At 36.9% G+C, this 19,336-nt stretch carries 18 protein-coding genes; 16 read left to right on the top strand and 2 right to left on the bottom strand.

Annotated features, from left to right (window positions below):
* The first annotated feature begins 19 nt into the window (after positions 1 to 19).
* The 11 genes from folD to BWGOE10_RS20910 all read left to right on the top strand — a co-directional run bounded on the left by folD (position 20) and on the right by BWGOE10_RS20910 (position 12,345).
* On the top strand, positions 20 to 880 hold the full coding sequence (gene folD, locus BWGOE10_RS20960) for a bifunctional methylenetetrahydrofolate dehydrogenase/methenyltetrahydrofolate cyclohydrolase FolD (RefSeq protein WP_070144817.1): 861 nt from the start codon (positions 20 to 22) through the stop codon (positions 878 to 880).
* A gap of 26 nt (positions 881 to 906) precedes the next feature.
* Positions 907 to 2,265 carry an exodeoxyribonuclease VII large subunit gene (xseA, locus tag BWGOE10_RS20955; RefSeq protein ID WP_002122424.1) on the top strand — a complete coding sequence of 453 codons (1,359 nt, stop codon included), beginning with the start codon at positions 907 to 909 and terminating at the stop codon, positions 2,263 to 2,265.
* Positions 2,255 to 2,485 carry an exodeoxyribonuclease VII small subunit gene (xseB, locus tag BWGOE10_RS20950; RefSeq protein WP_000428422.1) on the top strand — a complete coding sequence of 77 codons (231 nt, stop codon included), beginning with the start codon at positions 2,255 to 2,257 and terminating at the stop codon, positions 2,483 to 2,485. The genes xseA and xseB overlap by 11 nt, the downstream gene beginning before the upstream one ends.
* Positions 2,485 to 3,378: a (2E,6E)-farnesyl diphosphate synthase gene (gene ispA, locus BWGOE10_RS20945; RefSeq protein ID WP_070144816.1), complete on the top strand. Its 894-nt coding sequence runs from the start codon at positions 2,485 to 2,487 to the stop codon at positions 3,376 to 3,378. The genes xseB and ispA overlap by 1 nt, the downstream gene beginning before the upstream one ends.
* A gap of 308 nt (positions 3,379 to 3,686) precedes the next feature.
* Positions 3,687 to 5,579: a 1-deoxy-D-xylulose-5-phosphate synthase gene (dxs, locus tag BWGOE10_RS20940; RefSeq protein WP_070144815.1), complete on the top strand. Its 1,893-nt coding sequence runs from the start codon at positions 3,687 to 3,689 to the stop codon at positions 5,577 to 5,579.
* A 3-nt stretch (positions 5,580 to 5,582) separates the two neighbouring features.
* Entirely contained in the window at positions 5,583 to 6,422 is an 840-nt protein-coding gene (locus BWGOE10_RS20935) for a TlyA family RNA methyltransferase (protein ID WP_070144814.1), read from the top strand.
* 142 nt (positions 6,423 to 6,564) lie between these two features.
* Positions 6,565 to 7,014: an arginine repressor ArgR gene (argR, locus tag BWGOE10_RS20930; RefSeq protein ID WP_001032584.1), complete on the top strand. Its 450-nt coding sequence runs from the start codon at positions 6,565 to 6,567 to the stop codon at positions 7,012 to 7,014.
* 270 nt (positions 7,015 to 7,284) lie between these two features.
* Positions 7,285 to 9,024 carry a DNA repair protein RecN gene (recN, locus tag BWGOE10_RS20925; protein ID WP_070144813.1) on the top strand — a complete coding sequence of 580 codons (1,740 nt, stop codon included), beginning with the start codon at positions 7,285 to 7,287 and terminating at the stop codon, positions 9,022 to 9,024.
* Between the two features lie 118 nt (positions 9,025 to 9,142).
* The gene (spoIVB, locus tag BWGOE10_RS20920) at positions 9,143 to 10,441 is read left to right on the top strand and encodes a SpoIVB peptidase (protein ID WP_070144812.1); all 1,299 of its coding nucleotides are present in this window, start codon (positions 9,143 to 9,145) and stop codon (positions 10,439 to 10,441) included.
* Positions 10,442 to 10,728: 287 nt separating this feature from the next.
* Positions 10,729 to 11,523, top strand: a complete 795-nt coding sequence (gene spo0A, locus BWGOE10_RS20915) for a sporulation transcription factor Spo0A (protein ID WP_002111741.1) — start codon at positions 10,729 to 10,731, stop codon at positions 11,521 to 11,523.
* Between the two features lie 249 nt (positions 11,524 to 11,772).
* Entirely contained in the window at positions 11,773 to 12,345 is a 573-nt protein-coding gene (locus tag BWGOE10_RS20910; RefSeq protein ID WP_016106126.1) for a PRK06770 family protein, read from the top strand.
* A gap of 148 nt (positions 12,346 to 12,493) precedes the next feature.
* On the opposite strand, the gene BWGOE10_RS20905 is transcribed toward BWGOE10_RS20910, so the two are convergent.
* Positions 12,494 to 12,640: a YycC family protein gene (locus BWGOE10_RS20905; RefSeq protein ID WP_001247671.1), complete on the bottom strand. Its 147-nt coding sequence runs from the start codon at positions 12,638 to 12,640 to the stop codon at positions 12,494 to 12,496.
* 50 nt (positions 12,641 to 12,690) lie between these two features.
* Here BWGOE10_RS20905 and BWGOE10_RS20900 point away from each other — a divergent pair, with 50 nt between their 5' ends.
* Positions 12,691 to 13,425, top strand: a complete 735-nt coding sequence (locus BWGOE10_RS20900) for a glycerophosphodiester phosphodiesterase (protein WP_070144811.1) — start codon at positions 12,691 to 12,693, stop codon at positions 13,423 to 13,425.
* A 42-nt stretch (positions 13,426 to 13,467) separates the two neighbouring features.
* Here BWGOE10_RS20900 and BWGOE10_RS20895 read toward each other — a convergent pair whose 3' ends face one another.
* Positions 13,468 to 13,701 (bottom strand): DUF2627 domain-containing protein, encoded by a 234-nt coding sequence (locus BWGOE10_RS20895; RefSeq protein WP_001190193.1) that lies wholly within the window; start codon positions 13,699 to 13,701, stop codon positions 13,468 to 13,470.
* 137 nt (positions 13,702 to 13,838) lie between these two features.
* Here BWGOE10_RS20895 and BWGOE10_RS20890 point away from each other — a divergent pair, with 137 nt between their 5' ends.
* The 4 genes from BWGOE10_RS20890 to buk all read left to right on the top strand — a co-directional run bounded on the left by BWGOE10_RS20890 (position 13,839) and on the right by buk (position 19,333).
* Complete coding sequence (locus BWGOE10_RS20890; RefSeq protein WP_070144810.1) at positions 13,839 to 15,911, top strand: sigma-54 interaction domain-containing protein; 2,073 nt, start codon at positions 13,839 to 13,841, stop codon at positions 15,909 to 15,911.
* 195 nt (positions 15,912 to 16,106) lie between these two features.
* The gene (gene yqiS / locus BWGOE10_RS20885; protein WP_002033959.1) at positions 16,107 to 17,006 is read left to right on the top strand and encodes a phosphate butyryltransferase; all 900 of its coding nucleotides are present in this window, start codon (positions 16,107 to 16,109) and stop codon (positions 17,004 to 17,006) included.
* Positions 17,007 to 17,041: 35 nt separating this feature from the next.
* Entirely contained in the window at positions 17,042 to 18,142 is a 1,101-nt protein-coding gene (locus tag BWGOE10_RS20880; protein ID WP_002111731.1) for a leucine dehydrogenase, read from the top strand.
* 87 nt (positions 18,143 to 18,229) lie between these two features.
* A complete protein-coding gene (buk, locus tag BWGOE10_RS20875) occupies positions 18,230 to 19,333 on the top strand; it encodes a butyrate kinase (RefSeq protein ID WP_070144809.1) in 1,104 nt (367 codons plus the stop codon).
* Positions 19,334 to 19,336: the final 3 nt, after the last annotated feature.

Genomic DNA, 19,336 nt, shown 5'->3' with positions numbered 1-19,336 from the left:
TTTAAGGGGGAAACTTAAAATGGTAGCAGTAATCATCAAAGGAAATGAAGTTGCGGAGAAAAAACGAGCACAATTAAAAGAAGAAGTTGTGAAGTTAAAAGAGCAAGGGATTGTACCAGGATTAGCAGTTATTTTAGTTGGAGAAGATCCAGCATCTCGTTCTTATGTAAAAGGAAAAGAAAAAGGCTGTGAGCAAGTAGGAATCTACTCAGAGCTAATTGAACTTCCTGAAACAATTGCTGAGGAGCGTTTGCTTGCTGAAATCGATCGCTTAAATGGAGACGACCGCATTAATGGCATATTGGTACAATTACCTTTACCAAAACATATTGAAGAAAAAGCTATCATTGAAAGAATTTCACCGGAAAAGGATGTAGATGGATTTCACCCAATCAGCGTAGGACGTATGATGACGGGACAAGACACATTCCTTCCATGTACACCGCATGGCATTTTAGAATTAGTAAAAGAAACGAATCTTGATATTTCTGGAAAGCATGTTGTTGTAATTGGAAGAAGTAATATTGTTGGTAAACCAGTGGGGCAACTGTTTTTAAATGAAAATGCAACTGTCACATATTGTCATTCTAAGACGCAAAATATAGAAGAATTATCGAAGTTAGCTGATATTTTAATCGTAGCCGTTGGACGACCGAAAATGGTAACAGCTGACTATATTAAAGAAGGTGCGGTTGTAATTGATGTTGGTGTTAACCGTTTAGAAACAGGCAAACTTTGTGGTGATGTTGATTTTGACAATGTATTAGACGTTGCAGGATACATTACGCCTGTGCCAAAAGGAGTCGGCCCAATGACTATTACAATGCTTCTTCACAACACTGTGGAGTCTGCAAAGCGTGCAGGTGTTGTTTGTCAATAATTTGAATCGGCTATGAGGAGAGAGCAATGGAGAAACAATATTTAACCGTTACAGCATTAACACGCTATATTAAAACAAAAATAGAGTATGATCCGCATTTACAGTCTGTTTGGTTAAAAGGAGAAATTTCCAACTTTAAATATCATAGTCGTGGTCATATGTATTTTACATTGAAAGATGAAAATGCAAGAATTGCAGCGGTTATGTTTGCGGGTCATAATCGTAACATTAAATTCAGACCGGAAAATGGAATGAAAGTACTTGTAAAAGGAAAGATTTCTGTTTACGAGGCGAGTGGTTCTTATCAAATTTATATTCAAGACATGCAGCCTGATGGAATTGGAAACTTGCATTTAGCTTATGAGCAATTAAAAGTTCGTTTAGAGGAAGAGGGCTTGTTTTCTCAAGTTTATAAAAAAATAATTCCTCCGTATGCTAAAACAATAGGTGTAATCACGTCGCCAACAGGGGCAGCGATTCGCGATATTATAACAACAATTAAACGTCGTTATCCAATTGGAAATGTTATTGTGTTTCCTGTACTTGTACAAGGGGAGTCAGCAGCTCCCTCGATTGTACAAGCAATTCGTACAGCGAATGAAATGGGAGATATTGATGTTTTAATTGTTGGACGTGGTGGAGGCTCTATTGAAGAATTATGGGCCTTTAATGAGGAAGTAGTTGCAAGAGCAATTTTTACAAGTGAGATTCCGATTATTTCGGCTGTAGGCCATGAAACAGATTTTACAATCGCAGATTTTGTCGCGGATTTACGTGCACCAACACCGACTGCAGCAGCTGAGCTGGCGGTACCTAATACTATAGAGTTACAAGAAAAGGTATTACAAAGAACTCTGAGATTGCAAAGAGCAATGAGAGAGAGAGTACATAAAAAAGAAGAAAAACTGCAAGTGTTACAAAAATCTTATGCGTTCCGTTATCCAAGGCAAGTGTACGAGCAAAAAGAAGAGCAGTTAGACAGAGCTCTTGAACAACTTGTTTTAGCGAAAGAGCGTTATATAGATAAAAAAGTAAATCAATTAAAGCAACTTTCATTTTATTTAGAAAAGCACCACCCATCTCAAAAAATTATACAAACGAAAACGGCAATTGAAACGTTACAAAAGCAGTTGCAACGTGAAATGCAAACGTTACTTCAAACGAAGGAGTTCGTATTTGTGAGAGCGGCTCAAAAGCTTGAGGTATTAAGCCCGCTTAAAGTAATGATGAGAGGGTATGGGCTTGTATACGATGAAGAGAAACAAGTATTAAAAAGCGTGAAAGATGTTAGCCTTGGAGATGCTGTTTCGGTTCAATTACAAGATGGAATACTAGATTGTAGCGTATCAAGCATAGAGGAGCGTGAATTGAATAATGGAAAATAAGTTAAGCTTTGAAGAAGCAATTTCGCAGCTTGAGCATCTCGTTTCTAAGCTTGAACAAGGTGATGTACCTTTAGAGGAAGCGATTTCTTATTTTAAAGAAGGTATGGAATTATCTAAGCTTTGTGATGAGAAATTGAAAGATGTACAAGAACAAATGGCAGTTATCCTTGGGGAAGATGGAGAGCTTAAACCGTTTACTGCTTTAGGAGATGAAGCATAGTGACACATATAGCTTTTGATGCTTTTTTGAAAGAGAGTAAAACTTTCGTAGAAGAAAAGCTTGTAAGCTATGCAAATGAATTACAATGTCCAAATGTGCTTCGTGAAGCGATGGCATATTCTTTGGAAGCGGGTGGGAAACGTCTCCGCCCGTTACTTTTATTTGCAACGTTACAAGCGTTTGGGAAAGAAAGAAATCTTGGAGTGGGTGCAGCTTGTGCCCTTGAAATGATTCATACATATTCGTTAATTCATGATGATTTACCTTGTATGGATGATGATGATCTAAGAAGAGGAATGCCTACAAATCATAAAGTATTTGGTGAAGCAATGGCAGTTTTAGCAGGAGATGGTTTGTTGACATATGCTTTTCAAGTTATTATGGCATATGGGCAAAAAGAAATCTCTGCTGAAAAAAAAGTAAGACTTGTACTTGAGCTTGCGAAAGCAGCAGGACCTGAAGGAATGGTTGCTGGACAAGTGGCAGATATGGAAGCTGAAGGAAAACGACTTACAATTAATGAATTAGAGTACATCCATAAGCATAAGACAGGTAAACTGCTTGAGTTTGCTGTACTTGCAGGAGCGATACTTTCTGATGCTACAGAAGAGCAAGAAGAGAAGTTACTTGCATTTGCGAAATATATCGGTCTAGCTTTCCAAATTAGAGATGATATTTTGGATGTAGAAGGAACAGAAGAAGAGATTGGAAAACCGATTGGTAGTGATGCTTCCAATGAAAAGAGCACATATACGACGTTATTTACTGTAGATAGAGCAAAATCTATTTTAGAGGAGAAAATTGCAAAAGCAAAAGATTCTATTAGCTCCTTACAATTACAAGATGAATATTTACTATCTATTTGTGATTTAATCGCAAAACGTAATAACTAATATAACAGCGTTTCCATTTGTTGAGTCATTCATCATTTTATGATATAAATGTAGGAAAAGGTTTTTCTTTTCTTGTTATTGGCAAAAATATATGTAGATTACATTGCCGTTATCACTTCGTGTTAGCGGCTATTTTTTTCATCACGTAAAGAAATATGATGTATAATATGATAAGTGAAAAAATGGAAGTGTTTTCTGAAAGCAGGACAAGATAAGAAGAATAGAAAAGATAATTTCTTGTGTTGTGTAAATGTTTCTTATAATATTTGACATGTTGACAGATTATGAAATGAAAGTGAGTGATCCATGTGGATCTAACGCAAATTCAAAACCCTAGTTTTTTGAAAGATATGTCTATCAGTGAACTAGAGGGATTGAGTGAGGATATTCGTAAGTTTTTAATTGAAGAGCTCTCTCAAACAGGTGGACATATTGCACCTAATTTAGGTGTAGTAGAACTCACAATTGCTCTGCATAAAGTATTTGATAGTCCGAAAGATAAGTTTTTATGGGATGTAGGACATCAATCCTATGTACATAAAATTTTAACAGGGCGTGCGAAAGAATTCGGCACATTAAGGCAATACCAAGGTCTATGTGGTTTCCCGAAACGCTGCGAGAGTGAGCATGATGTTTGGGAAACTGGTCATAGTTCGACGTCACTATCTGCTGCAATGGGAATGGCTCTAGCGCGTGATTTAAAGAAAACGGAAGAATACGTTATACCAATCATTGGCGATGGTGCATTAACAGGCGGAATGGCTTTAGAGGCATTAAACCATATTGGTCATGAAAAAACGGACATGATTGTTATTTTGAATGACAATGAAATGTCAATTGCACCAAACGTCGGTGCGCTTCATAATGTACTTGGTCGTTTACGTACCGCAGGGAAGTACCATTGGGTAAAAGATGAGCTAGAGTATATATTGAAGAAAATTCCAGCAGTTGGCGGAAAAGTTGCTGCTACAGCAGAGAAAATAAAAGATAGTCTAAAATATTTACTAGTATCAGGCGTCTTTTTTGAAGAATTAGGCTTTACATATTTAGGTCCGGTCGATGGACATGATTATGAAAAGTTATTCGAAACGTTGCAATATGCAAAGAAAACAAAAGGCCCAGTACTTGTTCATGTTATTACGAAAAAAGGAAAAGGTTATAAACCAGCTGAGAGTGACGTTATTGGAACTTGGCATGGAACAGGACCGTATAAAATTGAGTCAGGTGACTTCGTTAAACCGAAGGAAGTTGCACCAGCATGGAGTGCTGTTGTTAGTGAAACAGTGCTTAAGCTAGCGAGAACGGATGAACGTATCGTTGCAATTACGCCTGCAATGCCTGTTGGATCGAAACTTGAGAAATTCCAAAAAGAATTTCCGAGTCGCATGATCGATGTAGGTATTGCAGAGCAGCATGCTACAACAATGGCGGCTGGTATGGCAACGCAAGGAATGAAGCCATTCTTAGCAATTTATTCAACGTTTTTACAAAGAGCATATGACCAAGTTGTTCATGATATTTGTCGCCAAAATTTAAATGTTTTCATTGGAATAGATCGTTCTGGATTAGTTGGAGCAGACGGTGAAACGCATCAAGGTGTGTTTGACATCTCGTTTTTACGTCATTTGCCGAATATGGTACTTATGATGCCGAAAGATGAAAATGAAGGACAACATTTAGTATATACAGCGATGCAATACGAAGATGGACCAATTGCTTTACGTTATGCACGCGGCAATGGACTTGGCGTTCAAATGGATGAAGAATTAAAGGCGATTCCAATCGGTACATGGGAAACGTTAAAAGAAGGCACACAAGTAGCAATTTTAACGTTTGGTACGACAATCCCGATGGCAATGGAAGCAGCAGAGCGTCTTGAAAAAGCTGGAATATCAGTGAAAGTAGTGAATGCTCGCTTTATTAAGCCGATGGATGAGGCATATTTACATGAGCTTTTAGGGAAAAATATACCGATTTTAACGATTGAAGAGGCTTGTTTAATCGGTGGCTTTGGAACGGGAGTAGTTGAATTTGCTTCTGAGAACGGATACCATAGTGCTTTAATTGAACGAATGGGTATTCCTGATCGCTTCATAGAGCATGGTAGTGTAACAAAACTGTTAGAAGAAATTGGTTTAACGACAGATGCTGTTGTAGACCGTATTCATACAATGATTCCATCAAAACAAAAAAGGGCGTAACAAATGAGCGTAAAAAAAGAAAGAGTAGATGTACTATTAGTAGAGCGAGGACTTATAGAAACGCGTGAGAAGGCTAAACGTGCTGTTATGGCAGGTCTTGTATATGCGAATGAAATGAGACTCGATAAGCCAGGGGAGAAAATCTCGCAAGATACGGAGATTACGGTGAAAGGGCAAGTTATGCCGTATGTAAGCCGTGGTGGTTATAAGCTTGAAAAGGCATTAGAAGCATTTCAACTTGATTTACAAGATAAAGTTATGATAGATATTGGTTCATCAACTGGTGGTTTTACAGACTGTGCGCTTCAAAATGGGGCGAAGTTATCTTATGCATTAGATGTAGGATATAATCAACTTGCGTGGAAATTGCGTCAAGATGAGCGTGTTGTTGTGATGGAAAGAACGAACTTCCGTTACGTGACACCGGCAGATTTAGAACGTGGTTTACCGCAGTTTGCAAGTATTGACGTGTCATTTATATCATTAAGGCTTATATTGCCGGTTTTAAAAACAATGCTTACGCCAAATGGTGATGTAGCTGCATTGATTAAACCTCAGTTTGAAGCTGGACGAGAACAAGTCGGGAAAAAGGGCATTGTTCGTGATAGAAAAGTACATGAAGCTGTCGTGGAAATGATTGTCGATTTTGCTCTTAAGGAAGGCTATAATGTCGAAGGTTTAACATTCTCACCAATTACAGGCGGGGATGGAAATATTGAATTTTTAATTCATCTAAAGTGGCACGGAGAGCGTGAGAATGGCGAAAATCATTCTCCAGTTTCTATTGAGCAAGTTGTTACAGAGGCGCATGATGTTCTAAAACAAAAAGGGAAAGGGGAATAACATATGTTGTTCCTCTTTTTGTTGTAATTGTATAATGATTGTAAAAACAATTGTGTACAAGTAACGGATTATACGTTAACATAAATAAGTGAAGTATACCAATGATTAAACTATGGTAAGAGATAGTGTGAGGTGCAAATGTATGAATAAAGGTCAGCGCCATATTAAAATTAGGGAAATTATTGCGAACAAAGAAATTGAAACACAAGATGAACTAGTTGATATTTTACGTAATGTGGGGTTTAATGTAACGCAAGCAACAGTATCGCGCGATATTAAAGAACTGCACTTAGTGAAGGTGCCATTACATGATGGTCGCTATAAATATAGCTTGCCAGCAGATCAACGGTTTAATCCGTTGCAAAAATTAAAACGAAATCTAGTGGATTCATTTGTAAAATTAGACACGGCAGGACATATGCTTGTGCTAAAAACATTGCCTGGTAACGCTCATTCACTTGGGGCACTTATTGATCATTTAGAGTGGGATGAGATCATCGGAACCATTTGTGGTGATGATACTTGCTTAATTATTTGCCGTACACCTGAAGATACAGGTGTTGTCTCTGATCGTTTCTTAAATATGCTGTAACAGAAAAATCTTGTTTACTTTCCTCTGTAAAGTGGAAAGTAAACAAGATATTTTTATTGGCGAAAAATATGGATTTTCAAATACAATACATTATTTTTTTTGAATGAAGTTAGAAAATAGGTGGATTGACCCGTAAAACGAATGTTTGGTACAATGGAGCGGGTTAGAAGAGTAATTTATACATACAAACATATAGTATAACTATTTGAATGAAGAATACTGAGAAAAGCCCTTAATAGGGGATTAGTTTATAACGAGGTGAATGGGGCATTGTTATCGGAATTATCGATCAGAAACTTTGCTATTATTGAGGCATTAAATATTTCTTTCCAAAAAGGTTTAACCGTTTTAAGTGGTGAAACAGGAGCTGGAAAATCCATTATTATTGATGCAATTAGTTTGCTTGTTGGTGGCCGTGGTTCAGCAGAATTTGTTCGATATGGAACAGAAAAGGCTGAGATAGAAGGGTTATTCTATGTAGAAGATGACAAGCATCCATGTATCGCAAAGGCAGAAGAGTTAGATATAGAAATAGAAGATGGCATGATTATTTTGAAGCGTGACATCGCTGCGAACGGAAAAAGTGTCTGTCGTGTAAATGGGAAACTTGTTACACTCAGCATATTAAAAGAGATTGGAAAAACGCTAGTTGATATTCATGGACAGCATGAAACACAAGATTTAATGAATGAAGAGCGTCATATGTTTATGCTTGATCATTTTGATGGAAATCGCATTGTTAAACAATTGGACGTATATCAAAATGTATATACAGACTATGAGAAGTTAAAAAAACAGCTGAAATCTTTAAGTGAAAATGAACAACAAATGGCCCATCGTCTAGATTTAATTCAATTCCAACATGAAGAAATTCGTAATGCGGATTTAAAAATGGATGAAGAATATGAATTGACTGAGGAACGATTAAAAATCTCCAATTTTGAAAAGATTTATAAAGCATTAGGAGATGCATATCGTTCGTTAAGTGGAGACGGACAGGGATTAGATCACGTAAGAAATGCAATGGGACAAATGGAGAGTATTACGCACTTAGATGAAGCGTATCAAGAAAATCATGATTCCATTGCAAATAGTTATTACTTATTAGAAGAAGTTGCATACCAGCTTAGAGAAAAGTTAGATATGATGGAATATGATCCGAAACGTCTAGATGAGATTGAAACACGTTTGAATGAAATCCGTATGTTAAAGAGAAAGTATGGAAATACTGTAGAAGAGATTTTAGCGTATGCTGATAAAATTGAACAAGAAATTTTTACGATTGAAAATAAAGACGTACATATTGAAACGACGAGAAAGCAGTTAACGAAATTAGAAGGTGTTATTGTAAAAGAAGCAACGTTGTTAAGTGCTATGCGTCATGAGCTTGCAGATCATCTTACAAGCGCTATTCATCAAGAATTAAAAGAACTATATATGGAAAAAACGAAATTTGAAGTGAGAATTATGAAGAGGGTAGGAAACGTAGAAGAACCTCTCGTGGAAGGAACACCGGTAAAACTTACGGCGGATGGCTACGATCATGTGGAATTTTATATTTCAACGAATCCGGGTGAACCGTTAAAGCCACTTTCAAAGGTCGCTTCTGGCGGAGAGTTATCTCGTATTATTTTAGCTTTAAAAAGCATTTTTTCTAAGCATCAAGGTGTTGCATCTGTTATTTTTGATGAAGTGGATACGGGTGTGAGTGGTCGGGTTGCACAGGCTATTGCGGAAAAAATTTATCGTGTATCAGTAAACTCGCAAGTACTTTGTATTACGCACTTACCTCAAGTAGCTTCAATGGCGGACTCGCATTTATTTATTAGAAAACAAGTGGCGAATGATCGGACGATTACATCGGTTACTGTGTTAAGTACGGATGAAAAAGTAACAGAAATTGCTCGAATGATTTCTGGTGTTGAAATTACAGATTTAACGACAGAGCATGCGAAAGAGTTACTTACGCAAGCGCATCATTTCAAACAGACAGCAGAGGCTATCCAGTAATGGATAGCTTTTTTTCTCAAATGACGATTTCTTAATTCTTCCGGTTATAAATAAAGCACTGCAAGGAGAGATTAAAAAGTGAAGCCAAGAGGCTGAATGTGGGGTAGGAGCGAGGAGAGTGAACAAATTGAAATTAGAAAGATTTCGAAAAATAATAGGTCTTTGTCTCCTTGTTTCTTTAGTTTTTATTGGATGTTTTAAACCGCTTCGAACGTTTATTTCATCACCGAAGCAACTTGTTGTTTTTGAAGGACAACAATCAGAAATAGCATCATTACCAGTTTTTAAGGCTGCATCTACAAATCGTAATGTATTTACTGTAAGTTCAAATGAACAAGAACAAGGGCTTATGGTAAATTCTCACCAAAATGGTGAAGCTGATATGGTTTTTCAACTTGCTGGTTTTCCAGTGAAAAAAGTAAATGTGAAAGTATTAAAAGATTTTAAAGTTATTCCAGGTGGACAATCGATTGGTGTAAAATTGAACACAAAAGGTGTACTTGTTGTAGGCCATCATTTAATTCAAACTGAAAAGGGTAAAGTATCTCCTGGTGAAACAGCTGGTGTACAGATTGGAGATATGATTACTGAAATCAATGGTAAAACAATTGAAAGAATGAGTGATGTAGCACCGTTTATTCATAATAGTGGAGAAACAGGTGAACCGCTTAATCTTGTTTTATTAAGAGATGGAAAATATATTCGTGCTAAGCTAACACCACAAAAAGACAATGGTGAATCCTCTTACCGAATTGGACTGTATATTCGTGATTCAGCAGCTGGTATCGGAACGATGACATTTGTACATCCAGATTCTATGAAATACGGAGCGCTTGGTCATGTAATTTCTGATAATGATACAAAAAAGCCAATTCAAGTAGAAGATGGACAAATTATGCGTTCGACAGTAACGTCTATTGAAAGAGGAAGTCACGGGAACCCGGGAGAAAAATTAGCAAGATTTTCACCAGATCGTGAAGTGATTGGCAATATTACAATAAATAGCCCGTATGGTATTTTTGGGAGATTAAACACAAATATGACAAACGGCATAATGGATAAAGCAATGCCTATCGCGTTATCCCATCAAGTAAAAGAAGGACCAGCGAAAATATTAACAGTTATTGATCAAGATAAGGTGGAAGCGTTTGATATTGAAGTTGTTAGTACGGTACCACAAAAGTTCCCGGCTACAAAAGGTATGGTTATAAAAGTGACAGATAAACGTTTACTAGCAAAAACGGGTGGTATTGTACAAGGAATGAGTGGAAGTCCGATTGTACAAAATGGGAAAGTAATTGGTGCGGTTACACATGTATTTGTAAATGATCCAACGTCAGGATATGGTGTTCATATTGAATGGATGTTACATGAGGCTGGAATTAATATTTATGATCAAGAGAAAAAAGCGAGCTAATACATATTAGCTCGTTTTTCTTTTGAAAAATTCGTTGAAATTTTGTAAAAGCTCCGCAAGAGCTGTTTTTTGTTGTAAGATATAAGCAAAGGGTTGAACGTTTCGCTGTAATTCTATGATGGAATGTGTTGCGAAAGGAAAAAAATGAACGATAAACATATTTTTTTGTGATTTTATCGGAAAGTAAGAAACTTTAAAAGGGAATTTTCACACAATTGTCGAACAATTCATGTAGCCTAGAAGCTTACACATGTCGGGAGAATCGATTCGGTAAGGGAGGAAAAACTGTGGAGAAAATTAAAGTATGTCTTGTGGATGATAATAAAGAATTGGTATCGATGCTAGAGAGTTATGTTGCTGCTCAGGATGATATGGAAGTTATTGGGATTGCTTACAATGGTCAAGAATGTTTAAACTTATTGAAAGAAAAGCAGCCTGATATACTCGTTTTAGACATTATTATGCCACATTTAGATGGTCTAGCTGTGCTAGAGAAAATGCGACATATTGAAAGGCTAAGACAACCTAACGTTATTATGTTGACAGCATTCGGACAAGAAGATGTGACGAAAAAAGCGGTTGATTTAGGGGCATCATATTTCATATTAAAACCATTTGATATGGAGAATTTAACAAGTCATATTCGTCAAGTGAGTGGTAAGGAAAATGCTACCATTAAACGTCCATTACCATCTTTCCGATCAGCAACAACGATTGATGGCAAACCGAAAAACTTAGATGCGAGTATTACAAGTATCATTCATGAAATTGGTGTACCCGCTCATATTAAAGGATATATGTACTTACGAGAAGCAATCTCTATGGTGTACAATGATATCGAATTACTAGGATCTATTACGAAAGTATTATATCCAGATATCGCAAAGAAATATAATACAACAGCAAGTCGTGTCGAGCGCGCAATCCGTCACGCAATTGAAGTAGCTTGGAGCCGTGGGAATATTGATTCTATTTCGTCCTTATTTGGTTATACTGTATCGATGTCAAAAGCAAAACCTACGAATTCCGAGTTCATCGCAATGGTTGCGGATAAGCTAAGACTTGAACATAAGGCTAGCTGAGATTAGTATATTCAAAATAAATTTTTTTATAAAAGATCAATGAGTTTAAAACACTCGTTGATCTTTTATTTTGTTATAAGGATAATATTGAAGTAGTATTTCATAAGAAATATGATTATGACACATTTAAAGGTGATTCATTTATTTATATGGAAAATAAAACATATATTTAGTAAAATTATCTATAAAGGGATATTTCTTGATATGATATTTGTTAGGGAATTTACTAGGGAATATTGGGAGGTTTATATGAAAAAGAAAATTTTAATTTGGATTGGATGTGCAATAGGCTTAGTTGGGCTTACTGCTGGTATAACTTATGGAATGTTAGAACTTGCAGATAATCCGGCGGACAAACAAGCTAGTGCTGAAATAGATACAAGCGAATATAAAACAGTTCCAAAAGAAAAAGAAGCGCAGTTTGGTGAGATTGGTGGCGCAAGTGCGAAACTTCAAATTACAAAAGATTCTACTGAAGAAGACTTAGTTAAAGCGATGCATAGTATGACTCACCAAAAAGTAATAGCTGAGCAAAAATGGGGAGCAATCCCGATGTCTAAAGAGAATGCTGAAAAAGTAAGAAGTATCTTAAATGAGAGTAATTTTGAAACGAAAGAAGAACTTTTAGCGATTGCTGAAAGATGGATAAACAAAGACTTTAGTAAAGTTGTGGACGATCATAACTACTTTTGGAAACTGCAAGGTGGTAATATTGGAAAAGCTACAGGAGTTATGGATCCGCTAGAAGAGCAAACTTTTTCTTTAAATAATTTTGGAGATGGAGTAACAGGTGAATTACACAAATCTGGAGACCTTCAATAGGTTGGAGGAAATTAAAATTTGCAATTTGTAGAAAAAGCTTCTTTATAGAGGCTTTTTATTTTGTTGTTCCATGCATTCATAATTTTAGTGGGTAAGTTATCCATGATATAATAGATTATAATAAAAAGCCCTGCAAAACAGGACTATATTATTCTTCGTCTTTATTTTGTTTTTCTAATTCAACTAACTTTTGGATTAAAATATGCTGTGGCATATGCATAAGTTGTTCAAGTGGAACACCTAAAGCTTTTGATAGGCGGACTGCAGTGTCTGGAGAAATTTGTAATGGTCTCATAGAAGTACCTCCTTTTTCGTATAGTATAGCATAAGATTGGGGGAGTGAGGATGACTCTTATATTTGCACATCGTGGTGCGGCGGGAACGTATCCGGAAAATACAATGATTTCATTTGAAGCAGCGGAGGCTTTCGGGGCAGACGGAATTGAACTCGATGTTCAATTAACGAAAGATGGAAAAGTTGTCGTCATTCATGATGAAACTGTGAATCGAACGACGAATGGAAAAGGTGCTGTTCGAAATTATTTATACGAAGATTTATGTAAGTTAGATGCAAGTTATAAATTTAGTGAAAAAGTAGGCTTTTGTAAAATTCCTCTTTTAGAAGAGGTGCTGGAATGGCTTGGAAAAACGCAATTGCTACTTAATATTGAACTTAAAAATGATAAAATTCCATACAGAGGTTTAGAAGAAGAGGTTATAACACTTGTGCGTAAGTTTAGTCTGGAGGATCGGGTTATATTTTCTTCGTTTAACCACTACAGTATGAAACGGTGCCATATGATGGCTCCTGATATTCAAACAGCTATTTTGTATCGTGAAGGTTTGCATAGCCCGTGGGCATATGCACAAAAGATGGGTGCTACTGCAGTGCATCCGAATTATCGTTATCTTCAAGATGCCATCGCTGAATTAACGATGGGGAGTGGTGTAGAGGTTCGTCCTTACACGATAAATGAAGAAACACTTATGCGTAAATATTTTGATATGAACATATCGGCGATTATTACTGATTATCCTGAAACAGCAAGAACTTTATTACCGATAAAAAATGAGACCTAATATAATGGTCTCATTTTTTTATCGGTATGTGAAAACTTTGTTCTATCTTCTAAAGCGGGCTTGTACTTTATTTCTCTTACGATCTCTGTGTAAGACGAAGCCGCCGAAAATATAAAACCCGAGTGCAAAGCAAAGAGCACCGATTAAAAATTGTAACCATAATATAGGGATTGGGGAGAATAAAATCCCAAATACAGTATCTCTCATTAGTTTAATACCAAGCACGGCTAATGAAATCGGGATGAGTGCTAATAATAGAGCGAGGTAACGCTGCATACATAACGCTCCTTTTCAGATTATTTTGTTTATTTTCATGATGTTATATGAAAAGGGTGTTTGTCAAGAGGTTGCTGAACGAGTAAGATAAGGATGTGAAAAATTTTGCAGAGATACTTCGAGAGGAAGTGTAATGTATGAAACAAAAGGTGTTAATTGTTGGAGCGGGTGAAGGTGGGAGTACACTGCTGAGTCTGTTACAAAATTCGAATATATTTCAAATTATAGGAGTTATTGATATTAATCCAATTGCGAAAGGATTACAAATCGCAAAGGAATATGGGATTCCGATTGGTGATAGTGTAACCCCGTTTCTTTCTATGCATATTGATGTATTGTTTGATATGACAGGTGATTATGATTTACATAAAATTTTATTGGGAAGCAAGCATAAAGATACTCTTCTTATACCAGGGGATATTGCAAAAATTGTTACGAGATTAGCGCATGAAAAGGAAGGCTTAATTGGAAAGCTGGAAGAACAGATGCAACAAGGGAATTTAATTTTAAATTCAACGCATGACGGTATGATTGTTATAGATCAAGAGGGACAAGTCCGTCTGTTTAATAAAAGTGCAGAGCGTATTATCGGATATAAGAAAGAAGAGGCGATAGGAAAATATATTTTAGAAGTTATTCCAACGAGTAAGTTGCTTCGTATTATACGCACGAAAAAAATAGAAGTGAATCATGAACTGACGTTAGAGAATGAAAAAAAGATTATTACAACGCGTATCCCGATATTAAAAGAAGATGGAGAAGTTCAAGGCGCATTTGCGATTTTTAAAGATATTACAGAAGTTGTAGATTTGGCGGAAGAAGTTACAGATTTAAAAGAAATTCAAACGCTACTTGAGGCGATTATCAACTCATCTGAGGAAGCTATTTCAGTTGTAGATGAGAAAGGACGAGGGTTAGTCATAAACCCTGCTTATACGAAGTTAACGGGTTTAACCGAAGAGGATATTATAGGGAAGCCGGCTACAACTGATATTGTAGAAGGTGAAAGTATGCATATGAAAGTACTTCGGACGCGCCGAGCGGTACGAGGAATACATATGAAGATTGGGCAAAAGAAGCGGGATGTAATTGTAAATGTAGCACCGGTTATTGTTGATGGAATATTGAAAGGAAGCGTCGGGGTAATTCGCGACGTATCAGAAATTCAAAAATTAACAAATGAATTGAATAGGGCAAGACAAATTATTCGAACGTTAGAAGCGAAATATTCATTTGATGATATTGTTGGCGATTCAGATGAAACGACGGCGGCTATTGAACAGGCAAAGCTTGGAGCGAATACACCAGCAACAGTATTGCTTAGAGGGGAATCTGGTACGGGGAAAGAGTTATTTGCACACGCTATTCATAACGGTAGTAATCGAAAATACAATAAGTTCGTACGAGTAAACTGTGCTGCTATTTCTGAGACCTTATTAGAAAGTGAATTATTCGGTTATGAGGAAGGTGCGTTTTCTGGAGCGAAAAGAGGCGGAAAACGAGGATTCTTTGAAGAAGCGAATAATGGAAGTATTTTTTTAGATGAAATCGGGGAGTTATCTGCAAATACGCAAGCGAAGCTTCTTCGTGTACTACAAGAAAAAGAAATTGTGAAAGTAGGGGGAACGAAAGCGATACCTATTAATGTTCGAGTGATCGCTGCGACGCATGTGAATTTAGAGAAAGCTATTTTAGAAGGGAAGTTCAGAGAGGACTTATATTATCGTTTAAATAAAATCCCGATTCAAATTCCTTCCCTTCGTCAGCGTAAAGGAGACATACCAGCGATTGCAGAAAGGTTAATTCAAAAAATCAATCAAGATTATGGTCGTAATGTAGAAGGACTCACCGATTCAGCCATTTCGTATTTACAATCATATGAATGGCCAGGAAATGTTAGGGAACTTGAAAATATTTTAGGACGAGCTATTATCTTTATGAATTATAACGAGATATATATTGATGTACATCATTTACCGCCTTTACATAAAGAAGAACAAGTAGAGACGAAAAAAAATAATTTATTACCTGAATTAGAAGAGAAGGCCCTTGAACACCTAGTGACAGAATTTGAGGGGAATATTATCCGTGAATATTTAGAGAAATTTGAGGGGAACAAAACGAAGACTGCAAAAGCGTTAGGAATTTCAGTTCGGAACTTATATTACAAGCTAGAAAAGTACGACTGTGCAAAAAATAGCATGCAATAAATTGCGTACCGTGCAATTTATTGCATGGTATACAAAAAGTGACAAAACAAGACAGAATATTTCGTTGTTTTCCAAAGTATTGATTTCACTGCATTTTGAATGCGTTTTCATTATTGGTAAGACCACTTTTAAAAGTTGGCACGGTATTTGCTTAATGAATAGACGAGGGACGACGGAAAGGGTTGATTACAAAATATGAAGTTAGAACACTTAATTGATCAAGCAGCAGGACAGCCTAAAAAAACTGTGGCTGTAGCAGTAGCTGAAGATCATGAAGTAATTGAAGCTGTAGCGAAAGCAATCAAGTTACAGCTAGCTCAATTTCGTCTATATGGAAATCAAGAGAAAATAATAGGGATGCTACAAGAGCATGGGTTACAAACTTCAGAACATATTGAAGTGATTGCAGCAGCGTCAAGTGCTGAGGCTGCAGAACTTTCTGTTAAATCTGTAAGCAATGGCGAAGCAGATGTACTAATGAAGGGGAACATCCCAACAGCAAATATTTTGAAAGCCGTATTAAATAAAGAGTGGGGGCTTCGTAAGGGCAGCGTACTTTCACACGTTGCAGCGTTTGAAGTTCCAAATTACGATCGTCTTATTTTTGTTACAGACGCAGCGATGAACATTGCACCTGATGTAACACAAAAAGCTGCTATTATACAAAATACTGTAGAAGTTGCCCAGGCAATAGGAATTGATTTGCCGAAAGTAGCGCCAATTGCAGCGGTAGAGGTTGTTAATCCTGCGATGCAAGCGACAATTGATGCAGCGATGTTAACTCAAATGAATCGCCGCGGACAAATTAAAAATTGTGTCGTTGATGGACCACTTGCTTTAGATAATGCAGTATCACAAATTGCAGCAGAGCATAAAGGCATAGTAAGTGATGTAGCAGGTAAGGCAGACATTTTACTCGTCCCAACGATTGAAGCTGGAAATGTGCTATATAAATCACTCGTCTATTTTGCAAATGCAAAGGTAGGAGCGATGATTGCTGGCGCTAAAGCACCGATTGTTTTAACATCACGTGCTGATTCAGCAGAAACAAAAGTATATTCATTAGCATTGGCAGTTGCGACTGCTTCAAAATAAACCAAATAGGGTAAAACAATTAGGGGGAAACGACAATGACATTAGAAATTTTCGAATACTTAGAAAAATATGATTATGAGCAAGTGGTATTTTGTCAAGATAAAGAATCTGGTTTAAAAGCAATCATTGCAATCCATGATACAACACTTGGACCAGCTCTAGGTGGAACAAGAATGTGGACATATGATTCTGAAGAAGCGGCGATTGAAGATGCATTGCGTCTTGCAAAAGGGATGACATACAAAAATGCAGCAGCTGGTTTAAACTTAGGTGGTGCAAAAACAGTAATTATCGGTGATCCACGTAAAGATAAAAGCGAAGCGATGTTCCGTGCATTAGGACGCTACATTCAAGGACTAAACGGACGTTACATTACAGCTGAAGATGTTGGTACAACAGTAGATGATATGGATATTATCCATGAAGAAACTGATTTTGTAACAGGGATTTCACCATCATTCGGTTCTTCTGGTAACCCATCTCCAGTAACTGCATACGGTGTTTACCGTGGTATGAAAGCAGCTGCAAAAGAAGCATTTGGTACAGATAACCTAGAAGGAAAAGTAATTTCTATTCAAGGTGTTGGTAACGTAGCATATCACCTATGCAAACATTTACACGCTGAAGGAGCGAAATTAATCGTTACAGATATTAATAAAGAAGCTGTACAACGTGCAGTAGAAGAATTCGGTGCAACAGCAGTTGAGCCAAATGAAATTTACGGTGTTGAATGTGATATTTACGCACCGTGTGCATTAGGCGCAACAGTTAATGATGAAACTATTCCACAACTTAAAGCAAAAGTAATCGCAGGTTCTGCAAATAACCAATTAAAAGAAGATCGTCACGGCGACATCATTCATGAAATGGGTATTGTATACGCACCAGACTATGTTATTAATGCAGGTGGCGTAATTAACGTAGCAGACGAATTATATGGATACAATAGAGAACGTGCATTAAAACGTGTTGAGTCTATTTATGACACAATTGCAAAAGTAATCGAAATTTCAAAACGTGATGGCATAGCAACTTATGTAGCAGCAGATCGTCTAGCTGAAGAGCGCATTGCAAGCTTGAAAAACACTCGTAGCACATACTTACGCAACGGTCACGACATTATTAGCCGTCGCTAATCATTCATATACAACTTTTACGAAAGGTGTGGTTACCTCTTATGAGGTTTCCACTTCCTTTTAAATTTATTAGTGGAGGTAGCAACATTGTCCTTAAATCGAATTCTTGTTATTAATCCGGGTAGTACATCCACAAAAATTGGTGTTTTTGATAATGAAAGACCCGTTTTAGAAGAAACAATTCGTCATGATGAAGAACAAATCGGAAAATATAAGCGAATTATCGATCAATATGAGTTTCGAAAAGAAACAATTTTAGAAGTTCTACATTCTCACGGTATTAACATTTCAAAATTGAACGCTGTTTGTGGGCGTGGTGGATTACTTCGTCCAATCGAAGGTGGCACGTATACAGTAAACGATGCAATGTTAGAAGATTTAAAAAACGGATTTAGCGGTCATCACGCTTCAAATCTCGGAGGCATTCTAGCTTATGAAATCGCTTCTGGATTAAATATTCCTGCATTCATTGTGGATCCTGTCGTTGTAGATGAAATGGAACCGATTGCTCGTATTAGCGGTATTGCTGGTATGGAACGTAAAAGTATTTTCCATGCATTAAACCAAAAAGCGGTTGCTCGTAAAGTAGCAGACGAATTAAATCACAAATATGAGGATTTAAATTTATTAGTTACACATATGGGCGGCGGTATTACAGTTGGTGCTCATAAAAAAGGAAAAGTTATCGATGTTAATAATGGCTTAAACGGAGAAGGACCATTTAGTCCAGAGCGTGCTGGTACAGTACCAGTAGGACAATTAGTTGAAATGTGTTTCTCTGGTGAGTATTACCGAGACGAAATGGTCAAAAAACTTGTCGGACAAGGTGGACTTGTAAGTCTTATCGGTACAAACGATGCAATTAAAGTAGAACAAATGGTTGAAAAAGGTGATCCGGAAGCAACTCTTATTTATAAAGCAATGGCATATCAAGTTGCAAAAGAGATTGGCGGAGCTAGTGCTGTACTTCACGGGAAAATCGATGCAATCGTATTAACTGGTGGACTTGCCTACAGTAAAATTCTTGTCGATGAAATAAAAGAACGTGTCCACTGGATTGCAGATGTTATCGTACATCCAGGAGAAGATGAATTACAAGCGTTAGCAGAAGGAGCACTTCGTGTATTACGTGAAGAAGAAGCGCCGAAAGAGTATGTTGTACGAGAAAAACAAACAGTAGCTAGGGGTTGAGAT

The sequence above is a fragment of the Bacillus mycoides genome (genome assembly GCF_001757995.1).
Classification (GTDB): Bacteria; Bacillota; Bacilli; order Bacillales; family Bacillaceae_G; genus Bacillus_A; species Bacillus_A mycoides_B.
This window is presented reverse-complemented; position numbering and strand designations above follow the sequence as displayed.